Below are 12,877 nucleotides of genomic sequence, written 5' to 3' on the forward strand. Positions count from 1 at the left end.
AAAATTCAAAATGATTATTTCATAACTTTTACAATATTATTTTTAGAATGTGCACTAAACTCAGGAGCATACATACTTTGTATTGTTGCGATTCCATCATTAAAAACGCCTGAATTGTTTACTCTAACATCGTATTCTAAAATATAGTATCCTTTATTTATCTTATCGAAAAAGAAATGTGTAGCAACATCTTTTGTACTCTTGTAATAATGTAAATTATCATTCCATTCTTGTTTAGATAATACATCTATAGGTTCAAAACACGATGCTCTTACATCTTTTAAATGAATATATTCTATATCTTCAAAAACTTGTAATGATAATTGAACCGTTACAATGTCGCCTATTTTTAACGATTTGTCATCGATATTTTTTAAAATAATTCCTGTTGTGGTTTGTTCTTTTTTGAATAGTTTTTTAGTAATTAATAAAGCTTTGTTATTGCTTTCTTTTATATTTTCTAATGTCTCAAAATATTGCCAATAAATTCCGCCATAACCTGGTATTTTAGATTGGTTTTCAATACTAATTTCCGCCATTTCTTTTGAAATTTCAGGAGCTTTCCAATTGAGTTTTAGGTAACCAATTTCACTCTCTTTTTCTTGTTCGTTTAGCTTTTTGATATTCATTTTTTCATTACCTATTTTAAATTGGGTTTCCCCTTTGATAGATGTCCATTCAGTTCCTCGTAGCAATAACGCATAAATAGCTTCAGTAGTTGCTTTTGTCGTTTTCCAATTTTTACTTTGTTTGTTTTTTAATAACCAAACTTTCATTTGATCAATAGTCTTTTCATCCTGATTTACTTCATGAAAAGCTTCAATTAGTAAGGCTTGAGTTTCAATAGGAGATTGATACCAATACCAGCTCGTTTTATTTTCAATCCAATGCATTCCTATTTCATTATTTAACGAAGCAGTTTCTTTTAAATGGGTAAGAATCTTCTTGGCCATTTTTATGTCTCCAAAACGATTAAAAATAAGTGCTAACTGTGCTTTTTGGTATAACGAATAAGTAAGCCAATTTTCTTTAATGATTGTTAATTGTTCTTGTATTACAGGGGGTAGTTTACTAGAAAAGGGCAAATCTTTTAAGAAAAAGCTTCTGGTGTATAAATAATGAATATCGCTAAAGGAATAGTGTTTAAAATTATCTCGGTTGGTTTCAAAGTTTTCTAAAAAGTATTGATCTATAAAAGGAATACTTTTTGAAACTATAGCATTGTAGTTGGCTTTTTGATTAGGAAATAATTGGTTTAAGTGACCAATGCCTGCTAGAATATGTTGTGTAATAAATAGATTTACTTCGCCACCATCAAACCATGGAAAACCACCATTTAATCCTAATTTTTCATTTAGTTTTTGTAAAGTTGTCTTTTTGTTTTGTTCTAATGTATTGATGTCGAATAGGTAAGCTAATTGTTTGTTTTTGTTGTTTACGTTTTCATTTTCGAAAAACCAAGGTGTTTCAGCTAATAAAATAGATTTTAATTCTTCATTAATCTTTAATTTAGCATCAGGTCTTTTTTCATTTCTATAGGATTCAAATAAAGTAGCAATTTTAGGGTTTTTTGCTATAATTTCTGTTGCGATTGTATTGGCATAATAACGAGAAAATGTTTGTTCAGCGCATTCATGTTCAAATTCCATCAAATAGGGAAGAGCTTGTATTGCAAACCAAACAGGATTAGAAGTATATTCAAAAGTAATTTTATGGTTTTGTAAGGTGGAAGAGGTGTTGTTTTTTAAATTTTCAAGAACATATACTTTTTTACTGTGTTCTTTTACCCAAACAGGAATGGTTTCTGTGATAAGGATTTTGTTACTTAAAACAGGTAAGATGTTTTCTTCGCCATCCGAAAAATTCCCTGATTGAGCTACAATTTTATATTGTAATCCTTGTAAATCTTCTGGAATAGCTATGGTCCATGAAACGGCAACACTTTCTTTAGGTTTACAAATAAAATTTTTATGATTGTTCAGGTTGAGAGCCATGCTATCTATTGCCGTTCCATTAGTGGGATCAAATAATAAAAGCATCGCTATACCTGCTTTAGTTTCATTTGTCATGTTTACTATTTTAGAAACCAATGTTATGGTATCTTTTTCTCTTACAAAACGAGGTAAATTTGGCATTACCATAAGATCTTTCTGAGAAACAATATCACTTTGAAAATAAGCGGTTTCAAAATTCTTATTATGTCCTAATAATCGCAATTTCCATCGGGTTAATGATTCTGGAGTGCTAAAGTTAAAGCTAATTTTGCCCTCTTTATCTGTTTTTAAATCTGGATAGAAGAAAGCAGTTTCGTTAAAATTAGTACGGGTTTTTACTTGAGTCACTTCTTTGAGTGCTTTTTTTGTTGTGACAATAATAGCTCCACCAGCTGCTTTGTTTCCGTATAAAGCAGTTGCAGAAGCATCTTTTAAAAGGGTGTAATTACCAATGAGCCCGACCCTTAATTTTGAGAATTCTTCAGATGTAACTGGAGCGCCATCAACAATATATAAAGGTTCTATGTCATTTCCTATAGAGTTATAACCTCTAATTCTAATGGTAGGAGTGCTTCCCAGATTTTGTTGTACTTCAACCCCAGCTACTTGTCCACTTAAATAACTTAAAAATTTAGAGTCTTGAGGAATTGTATCTTCAATAACGGTTACTGCATATCCAAGCGTTTTTTTCTCTCTTTGAATACCATATGCTACAACCACAACTTCTTTTAAATCGGTTTCGTTGTTTTCTAAAGTAATGTTTATATTGTCATTTTTCGTTTTTACTGTATAATAGAAATCAATCATTCCTATATAAGAAATGGTTAAGATTTCTCCTGGTTCAGCCTGTATACTGAAATTACCATCAAAATCTGTAATTGTATTTCTTTTGGTGCCTTGTACAGTGATAGAAGCACTAGCTAATGGGCCTAACATGTCTGAAATGGTTCCAGTTACTGTTTTGGCATTTTTAGGAATGGTAGTTAGAGGTTGTATAGACTTTAAATATTTTTCTTTTGAATAGACGTTGTTGGGATTTTCAAAATTAAATCCAAAATAATTTAAATCGGGTTCTTTTATATAATAATTGTAGTGTTTTACGCTCTGGCTAAATTTATTAAAATAAATATAGCTTTTGTTGTAATTATAAAAAGAAGGATAATTAGGAGAATGGTAACTAGTATTAAAATGTAGATTTGAATCCCATTCATGTTGTTTAAATTGATCCAATGAACTATCATACATACTTGCTAATACTTCAGTTTCAAGTTGCGAATTGATAATTTTAAAAGACCAAATTTCTTTACTGCTAGGTTCAATTTTATTGCGTAAACTGATGATTTCAAATTCTAGTTTTTTATTTACTATTTCTTTAGAAATGGAATATTTTTTTTCTAAAGTTGTGTTGTCATAAAGAGCTGAAAAATGAAAAAAGAAATCTTCATTATTGGTGTAATTTTCTTTTTTAATTTTTAAAGTACCCTTGTTGTTTTGTAGTTGAATTGCTTCTTCTTGAGTTAATTTTGTACCTGTATAAAATCGAGAAAAGATATATAAATCAGGTATGACAGATTGAAATTCAAATTCAAAATAATCGTTTTTAGGGTTAGTGATGTCTTTAAAAGTAAAAAGAGCATTTTTATCAAAATTATTTTTATTTGATTTTAATTCGAAATAGTTCGTTTTAATAATTTCATTGTTGTTCTTGTCTAGTGCTTTGGCAACAATTTTATAATTTCCATTCTCTAGTTTTTTAAAAAAATTCAAAGAGATTATTTTTTCTTTTGCGGTATCAAATGGAATTACTTTTAGTACTTTTTCACTTGTTTTAGAGTCGTTTTTGTCATAAGGTTCATGAGGAAAAAAAAGTCTAAAAGCATGTTCTGAAATGGTTTGGGTTTCTGGAATTTCAAATTGACGGTTTTTTAAAAAACTTTTCGCCTCAACAATAGAGATATACAAGTTTCCCTTAGTTTCTATTGGATAGTCATTTAATGTGGTAGCAGTAATTTTAATGTAATTGTCTTCTTCTTTATAAAATATTCTGTTATACGAGTTAAGTTCTAGTTTGAGCATTTCTTTTCCTACTACTATTTTTTTAGAAGCTGCTCTAGTTTCTCCATTATTATCAACCACATCAACTTCTATAGTATAAAAGAGTTCTGTATTTTGGTTATTTCCTAATAAATTATCATTAGCAATAAATTGAATTGTAAAATTGCCTTTTGAGTCTGTTTCTATTGATCCAATGTTTTTTCTTTCAGAATTAGAATCGTAAGTGTTTGCATATGAATTTCTACTTATGGTGTAGTTTACCTTTGCGTTTGTAAGACTACTACCAGCTAAGGATTTAGCATTTCCTACTATTTTTAGAGTGTCGCCAATAGTATAATTCTCTTTAATAGTTTCAAAAGTAACTTCAAAAGTAGGACGTTTGTACTCTTCAACTTGAAAAGTAAATTCATTATCATAATTATAATTTACAATATCCCAAAAAGCGTGTTCTTCTTCTTTTTTATTGTAATATTTTTTGTCATTTTCGTAAGTGTCAGGTTCATCAACGATAAGTTTAAATTGACCTGTCAGTACGTTTTTTGGAATGTCAAATTCCCCTGAAAAAGAACCAAATTCATTAGTTTGTACTTCATATTCTTTTAAGATATTATAATCAGAGTCTTCAATGGTGACTAAAACAGTTACAAAAGGCACGATACTTTTTATGTTTTTTTTATTCTGAATTAAAATACCTTTATAAAATACTTTTTGGCCTGGACGATAGATTGCTCTATCAAAATATACTTTAGCTTTCGCTTGAAATGCTTCATTGCTATCGTCGAATGATTTTGTATCTTTCTCTTTGAAAAAAAATCCTTTCTTATATGTGCCTGCTAATGTGTCTCCTTTTTGAATCAAAAAAATAGGACAATCGGCATTCATATTTTTACTTTTATCATACTTTTTTTTCCTAAAACTTACTTTACCAAGCACATTTGGTTTTTTTGTTTCTTCATCGTTTTTAACAATAATATTTTGAAGAGGCTTGCCAGTTTTTCTGTCAGAGACATAAAAATAATCGTTTTGGCCATCGCTATCTTTTACAAACGAAATATTAGAAACCGTTATTCTAGTATATTCATAATTGTTATTTTGGAGTTCTAAATTATTAGGTTGAATTACTATAAGATAATCGCCAATAGGCATAGGTTCTAGTAAAATTTCGGTAGTGTATTCAAAATATTTTTTTGGATTAGGGAGTTTTCTTGTGAAAGAAATTACTGGCTTATTTTTAGAAATAAAATTAGAAACAAGAGTGTTTTTTTCTAATACGTTTTTTGAAAGATCGAATGACTTCGGTATTTTAAAATAATGAATCGTAACAGTATCTATATTTTTATAGGTTAAAAAAGCTCTAGAAGGTTCTTTCTCATATAAAATTCGTTTTGTTTCAACATGCAAAGATTTTTGTAAAATTTTATTTTTAATCTTTTCAGCTTCTGCTAAAGCGTTATGATTATTTTTCTTTTGTAGAACCGAATCACAAATTTTTAAAATCTCATTATAGTGATTTTCTTCCGAATTTTTACTTGTAATAGAATATAAATAGTTTGCTTTATTAATTTTAATTTCTTGTAATAAAAAGATAGAATCGACCTTAGATTCTAATTTTTTTAATTGTTGAAAGTAAGAGAGGTTGTCTTCAAAAACTGAATGAATATAATTTAGTCTTTTTAAATGAGCTTCATTGTTTTTATGAGTATCGTGTAGATAATATTGCTCGTATTCTTGTAGTAATTCAATTGTTTTTTTGAAATTTGGAAGGGTTATTTCTTTTGTTGATACTTCAATAAAAGTGTCTGATTGCGCATAGAATTTTTTAATTTTATGCTCCTCAAAATCACTTTTTTTTATATCCCATGTTGTAAAATTATTTTTATAATACTCAATACATTTGTTCCATAATAGATCATAAAGGTTGTAGTTTTTTCCATCTATGTCTGGAGAAATAATGAGGATGTCTTTATAGTTGAGAATGTTTTGCTCTTGTAGTAGAGGAGGATTGCTTATGCAGTTAAGGTAATTTTTCTCAATTTCAAGATTTATTTTATGACTACTCCATAATTGAAAATTGGTTTCATCTTCTTTTTCAGCAGGTGTTCTTTTGTTTATCTGGTATCTATTTTTGTTGAAATAATCTTTTAAAATAGTGGCATAAATGTATTGTAATATTGCTTTAGAATTTCCTTTGGCTTTTGTTATTTCTTTATTTAGATTTGAAATAATCTTAGATTGTGCATCTTCTTCTAGCTCTTGTGTAAATTTTGAAATATAAAAAAAGGTTTTTATAATTTGAGAATTGTCTTTTTTTTTCTTTGCTTTTTTATAAATATTTTGAACACCTTCATAAGCACTATTTGTTTTGCCATCTATTTCATATTGATATACTTCTCGCCAATCTTTGTCAAAATTGTTTTGAGAAAAAAGTAACATGGAAAAAAAATGAGGATTAGAGTAAAATATTTTTTCATTGGAGTAGTTTTCTATATAGAGTAATGAAATTCAAAAAAGGTTGGATTATCTCAATCAAAAATTTTGTCTAAGATAAAATAATTTTAGTTTTAGGATAATGCATCAATTTTCTTACTTTTGAATATTAAAATTTGCTATGTATAGGATTGTATTATTTTTTTTGCCTTTCCTCACTTTTTCACAAAGTAATTTTGAAAAAGGGGAATCATTATTCCATCAAAAGAAATACGATGAAGCAAATGTATATTTTGAAGCGCATTTAAAAGCAAAACCCTCAGATTATAAAACGATTGAATATTTGGGAGATATTGCGGGCTATCATAAAAAATGGGATGAAGCCATGGTAAAATACAAAGTATTAAAGGAAAAATTTCCTAATAATGCCAACTACCATTATAAATATGGTGGTGCAATGGGAATGAAAGCAAAAGAAAGTAGTAAATTTAAAGCCTTAGGGATGATTGATGAAATTGAAACATCTTTTAAAACGGCTGCTAAATTAGACGCTAAACATACCGACACTAGATGGGCCTTATTGATATTATATTTAGAATTACCAGGAATACTTGGAGGAAGTGAAAAAAAAGCACAAAAATATGCTGATGAATTAATGACTATTTCTAAGATTGATGGGGTTATGGCAAAAGGACATATTGAAGAATATTTTAAAAGATATACAAAAGCAGAAAGTTACTATTTACAAGGAGTAAATTTAACCCATTCAAAAACTGCATATCTCAGATTAATTAATTTATATAAAAAAATGGAACTTCCTAAAAAGGTAAAAGCTATAGAAGAAGAATCATATAAATATAATAAGGACTCATAGCTATTTATATTTCGTAATATAAGATAAATAACAACTAAAATTTCAATGAATATACATTTCATAGCAATAGGTGGTGCTGCAATGCACAATTTGGCACTAGCTTTACATAATAAAGGATATAAAGTAACGGGTAGCGATGATGCTATTTTTGAACCTTCAAAATCTAGATTGGAGAAAAAAAACTTGTTGCCAATTGAAATGGGTTGGTTCCCTGAAAAAATTAATACAGCTCTCGATGCTGTTATTTTAGGTATGCATGCTAAAGCAGATAACCCAGAACTGTTACGTGCAAAAGAATTAGGGTTGAAGATTTACTCATACCCTGAATTTTTGTACGAACAGTCTAAAAATAAAACCAGAGTTGTTATTGGTGGATCTCATGGTAAAACTACAATAACTTCCATGATTTTACATGTGATGCATTTTCATGATATTGAAGTGGATTATATGGTAGGTGCTCAATTAGAAGGTTTTGACACCATGGTGCATTTAACAGAAAAAAATGACTTCATTGTTTTAGAAGGAGATGAATACTTGTCTTCACCAATCGATTTGCGTCCGAAGTTTCATTTGTACCAACCTAATATTGCTTTGTTATCGGGCATTGCTTGGGATCATATTAATGTTTTTCCGACTTTTGAAAATTATGTTGACCAATTTAAAATTTTTACCAACCAGATTACCAATGGAGGTATTTTGGTATACAATGAAGAAGATACAAGTGTAAAACAAGTGGCTGAAGAAGCACAGAATCCTATTCGTAAAATCGCATATCAAACCCCTGATTATGTGGTTGAAAATGGAATGACGTTATTGAGTACACCAGAAGGACCTATGCCAATTGAAGTATTTGGAGCTCATAATTTAAGTAATTTAGCTGGTGCAAAATGGATTTGCCAATGCATGGGAGTAGACGAAGCTGAATTTTATGAAGCTATAGCGACTTTCAAAGGAGCGAGCAAACGATTAGAAAAAATTGCTGAAAATAAAGATAAAGTGGCTTATAAAGATTTTGCTCATTCACCAAGTAAAGTGGCTGCAACTACAAAGGCAGTTAAAAAGCAATATCCAGATAGAAAATTAGTGGCTTGTTTAGAATTGCATACGTATAGTAGTTTAAATGCTGCATTTTTGTCACAATATCAAGGAACGTTAGATAGTGCAGATGTGGCTGTGGTTTTTTATTCACCAGATGCCGTGAAAATTAAAAAATTAGAAGAAGTTACTTACGATCAAATTGCCTCTTCGTTTAAAAGAGATGATTTAATTATTTACACAAATCCAAAAGAGTTTAAAGATTTTCTTTTCTCACAAAATTTTGACAATACAACTTTACTCTTAATGAGTTCTGGGAATTATGGTGGACTGAATTTTGATGAGGTAAAAGACTTTTTTGATTAGTCAATTTGCAATTTTCAATGTGTTGATTCTGTTGGTTCAATTTATAAATTGACATGTTTTTAATTGGTATATTGTTTATTTCTCATATCTAAAATGTCCTACAATGGTGTAGCTAAACAAGCAGTCTTGTAAAACTTGACCGCCTCCTACGTTGTGAACTATCATTGGGCGTTTTCCATCTGTGGATTTCAAATGGGTAACAATACCTATATGAGGTAGTTTGTCTGCTATCATCCAAGTAACAAGATCGCCAGTTTTGTAATCATTTGGGTTTTGACTTAGGGCTAGTTTTTTACCCTTTCTTTCAAAGAAAACTTCTAGATTAGGCACTCTTCTATGATCAATGTTTTTATCTGTCGATTTTAATCCCCAAATCTTTGGATATTGAGAAAAATGAGCTTTCATGTCTTCATGAACTTCTTGCTGTAAATCGATGTTTAGCTTTCGATAAGCACGAATAATAACATCAGTGCAAACTCCTGTTTTTGAAGGTACATCGCCATTAGGGTATTTTAGAGTAACATAAGTAGGAGTGTAAACTACTTCAGGATCAATAATGGCAATAGCAGCATTAGAAAGTTTTTCTGAAAAAGTTTTTGGTTGTTGTATCGCTACTTTTTTTTGATTTTGTTTTTTTTGATTCTGAACTATAATTGCTGTGTCAAGATGAGTTTTTTTCTCGTTTTGACAGCCTATGAAAAGGATAAAAAGACTAAAATGGACAATGATTTTTCTCATTTTTTATTTTTTGGAAAAACAAGTTGTATTTATATTGTAATTTAAAAATTTTGACAATAATAAAAAAATAATTTAATTTGTTTTTTTATAAATGCCAAACAAACAATGTATACACCAATTAATCAATGGGCTGAAAACGATCGCCCACGTGAAAAATTTTTACTCAAAGGGAAAAGCGCTTTATCTGATTCTGAATTGCTAGCTATTTTAATAGGATCAGGTTCCAAAAATGAGAGTGCTGTTCAATTATGTCAGCGTATCTTAAACACTACTCAAAACAACCTCAATCTTTTAGGAAAACTATCTATTGCTCAATTAACTCAGTTCAAGGGAATTGGAGAAGCAAAAGCAATAAGTATTGCTGCTGCTTTAGAATTAGGAAGAAGGAGAAGAGTTGAAGAAACAATAGTGCTTTCAAAAATTACATCTAGTAAAGCTGTTTTTGAATTAATGCAACCTATAATAGGAGAATTAATGCATGAAGAATTTTGGGTTATTTATTTAAATAATGCCAACAAAGTCATTTGTAAATTTCAGATAAGCAAAGGAGGATGGACAGGTACGGTAGTCGATTTTAGAGTTGTATTTAAATTAGCTTTAGAATATAACGCAACAGCCATTATTTTGTCGCATAATCATCCATCTGGTAAATTACAGGCAAGTCAAGCCGATATTCAATTAACAAAAAACATAATTCAAGCAGGAAAAAGTTTAGAAATACAGGTCCTAGATCATGTTATAGTTACAGAAACGAATTATTTTAGTTTTGCCGATGAAGGAATGTTGTAGAATATTTAACTAAAAATTAAGCTATTTATGTAGGTTTTTACTTATGTTTGATATTATTTTAAAATCATAAAAAATGAAAGAAAACAAAAAGAAATTCTTTTTTTCAAAAGAAGAAGTAGGAAATTGTAAAGAGCAATTAGGGAAGACTCAGATGAGTAAAATTTTAGGTGGTCTAGTTGATTTAGAAATAGATGATCCAAGTTACTCTAAAATAAAACCTGAGTATACAAGAACTACGTACACAGAAAGTACTTACGTTAGAAAATAATTCGAAATTTTAATTCTAAAACTAACAAAGATTTATATGTCTGTTTTATTACATACATTTTAAATTTTGTTAGTTTTTTTTATTTATTTATAGTATGTATACCAATAGTTTAGTAGTAAAGGTAGCTAGTAGATGTAATTTGAATTGTACTTATTGTTATGTTTATAATATGGGAGATGAAAGTTACAAAAAGCAACCTAAATTTATGTCAGAGGATGTGATTCAATCCCTTTTTTTGAGAATTAAGAATCATTGCGAAAAAAACAAACTAGAAAGATTCCTTATTGTTTTTCATGGAGGCGAACCATTACTTACAGGAATAAGTTTTTATGAAAAATTTATCGAAATAGAAAATAAGATTATCAATAATTCTGTAAAGATAGATTATTCTATGCAATCAAATGGGGTTTTGTTAGATAGAGAAACTGCTAAAAAATTAAAAGAACTAAATATTCAAGTTGGAATTAGTTTAGACACAACAATTCTTTCAAACAATCAAAATAGAATTTTTCATAATGGGAAAGGAGCTTATAAAGAAATTATATCTGGTTTTGATGTTTTAAAAGAAATTTATGGATCAGATTATGCAAATTGTTTGAGCGTAATAGATACTAATCAGGATGTAAAAGAAGTATACAACCACTATAAGGAAATAGGTGTGAAAAATGTACATTTATTATTTCAGGATTTTAATTATATTGGTTTTAATCAAAATACGGTGCCGAAAACAGGAGAATGGTTAATAGGTATTTTTGATATTTGGTATAATGATAAAGATGAAAATAAACCAAATATTAGACCTTTAACTGATTTGATAGGATTGATTTTTGGTTTTCAAAAATATTCTGAAATTTTTGGAAAAGGAGTTAATGATACTTTAGTTGTTGAAACTGATGGAAGTATTGAAACTGTTGATACATTAAAAATATGTGGTGATGGTTTTACTCTGGATAATTTAAATGTATTACATAATGAGTTTGATGAATTGTATGAAAGTAGTGAATTAGCTAGAAAATATTATTATGGACATGAAAATCTATGCAAATCATGTCAAAATTGTATTATTGAACCTGTTTGTGGAGGTGGATTTATAGGGCATAGGTTTTCTGATCAAAATGGCTTCAATAATCCATCTATTTATTGTAAAGAGATTGTTAAATTAGTTTGTCATTTACAAAATAGAATTTTGAAAGATTTACCCGATGATTTTATTAAAAATACTAACATTGAAGAATTGTCTTATGAAGAAGTTATTGAATCCATTGAAGGACATTGTGAAGTTGAGTAGTTTATTTTTTTTTCTTTTCATTTTTAAAACCTTTGCACAAACTGATGAATTAAAAGAGATAGGTTTTGAAAAAATAGAGTTAAAATCAAAGTCAGATACAATTGTTTTTATAAAGTCAATTAATAAAGAAAATAAACCGAAACCTGTCATCTTGTTTTTACAAGGTTCTCTACCATTACCAATAGTTTTTAAAGATGAAGACGGTATTTTTGTTTCTTTGCCATTCAAAACAACAGATTATTTGTCTGAATATAATTTGATATTAATTTCCCGAAAAGGTATTCCATTTATTGGAGAGTTTCAAGAGCATTCGAGAGGATATAAGGATAAGAATGGAAATGTTCCTATTGAATATATAAAAAACGATAATCTTACCTACAGAACAAATCAGGCAAGTGAAGTTGTAAATTTTTTATATACCCAAAAGTGGGTTGATAAAAAAGCAATCTATATTATTGGGCATTCTGAGGGTTATCGTGTAGCGGCAAACGTAGCTAATAAAAATAAAAAAATAGCTAAATTAGTATGCTTGTCTGCAGATCCTTTTAATAGAGCGGCAGAGGAAGTTTTGAAAATAAGAATAGAAAGTTTTGAGAAAAATACAGATTCAATAAGCCAGCATACTATTGAAAGTCTTACTACTGATTATTTAAATATTAAGAATATTGCTGAATATAAAAGTGATTTTGAATTATACAATTGGGCTAGTTATGATGAAAAATTAATTTATGAAATTTTTAAAGATGTCAAAATTCCTATTCTTGTTGCATATGGAACCAATGATTTAGCTGCTGTGCATAATGATTTACTTCCTTTTATATTAAAAGGGAAAAAAGATTTCTTTGTAAAAGTATACCCAGATTATGACCATAATTTTTTTAAAAATGAATATGACAAAGAAGGTAAGTTTTTAGAAAAGAGTTATAACTGGGATATCGTTTTTTCTGATATTGTAAATTGGTTGCAAAAAAAGAAAGAAAATAAAGAACGTTAAACTTTGTTTTTAAAGACAAATGTCGTAATTTTACAGACAAATGACATTG

At 28.7% G+C, this 12,877-nt stretch carries 8 protein-coding genes; 6 read left to right on the forward strand and 2 right to left on the reverse strand.

The window, feature by feature from the left end:
* Positions 1 to 14 precede the first annotated feature (14 nt).
* Complete coding sequence (locus CX675_RS05485) at positions 15 to 6,482, reverse strand: MG2 domain-containing protein (protein WP_130734215.1); 6,468 nt, start codon at positions 6,480 to 6,482, stop codon at positions 15 to 17.
* 175 nt (positions 6,483 to 6,657) lie between these two features.
* Between CX675_RS05485 and CX675_RS05490 the strand changes: the two genes are divergently transcribed.
* Both CX675_RS05490 and murC read left to right on the forward strand, forming a co-directional pair.
* Positions 6,658 to 7,350 carry a M48 family metallopeptidase gene (locus tag CX675_RS05490; RefSeq protein ID WP_130734216.1) on the forward strand — a complete coding sequence of 231 codons (693 nt, stop codon included), beginning with the start codon at positions 6,658 to 6,660 and terminating at the stop codon, positions 7,348 to 7,350.
* A gap of 45 nt (positions 7,351 to 7,395) precedes the next feature.
* Positions 7,396 to 8,751 (forward strand): UDP-N-acetylmuramate--L-alanine ligase, encoded by a 1,356-nt coding sequence (murC, locus tag CX675_RS05495; protein ID WP_130734217.1) that lies wholly within the window; start codon positions 7,396 to 7,398, stop codon positions 8,749 to 8,751.
* Between the two features lie 75 nt (positions 8,752 to 8,826).
* Here the strand turns inward: murC and CX675_RS05500 are convergent, their stop codons facing one another.
* Positions 8,827 to 9,489, reverse strand: coding sequence for a DUF1287 domain-containing protein (locus CX675_RS05500; protein WP_130734218.1), 663 nt, complete (start codon positions 9,487 to 9,489; stop codon positions 8,827 to 8,829).
* A gap of 105 nt (positions 9,490 to 9,594) precedes the next feature.
* Between CX675_RS05500 and radC the strand changes: the two genes are divergently transcribed.
* The 4 genes from radC to CX675_RS05520 all read left to right on the forward strand — a co-directional run bounded on the left by radC (position 9,595) and on the right by CX675_RS05520 (position 12,828).
* Entirely contained in the window at positions 9,595 to 10,278 is a 684-nt protein-coding gene (radC, locus tag CX675_RS05505; RefSeq protein ID WP_130734219.1) for a DNA repair protein RadC, read from the forward strand.
* Positions 10,279 to 10,351: 73 nt separating this feature from the next.
* The gene (locus CX675_RS05510) at positions 10,352 to 10,546 is read left to right on the forward strand and encodes a hypothetical protein (protein ID WP_130734220.1); all 195 of its coding nucleotides are present in this window, start codon (positions 10,352 to 10,354) and stop codon (positions 10,544 to 10,546) included.
* Between the two features lie 94 nt (positions 10,547 to 10,640).
* Complete coding sequence (locus tag CX675_RS05515; RefSeq protein WP_130734221.1) at positions 10,641 to 11,834, forward strand: radical SAM protein; 1,194 nt, start codon at positions 10,641 to 10,643, stop codon at positions 11,832 to 11,834.
* Positions 11,788 to 12,828: a hypothetical protein gene (locus CX675_RS05520; protein ID WP_130734222.1), complete on the forward strand. Its 1,041-nt coding sequence runs from the start codon at positions 11,788 to 11,790 to the stop codon at positions 12,826 to 12,828. The genes CX675_RS05515 and CX675_RS05520 overlap by 47 nt, the downstream gene beginning before the upstream one ends.
* Positions 12,829 to 12,877: the final 49 nt, after the last annotated feature.

The organism is Flavobacterium sp. J27, from assembly GCF_004303025.1.
Classification (GTDB): domain Bacteria; phylum Bacteroidota; class Bacteroidia; order Flavobacteriales; family Flavobacteriaceae; genus Flavobacterium.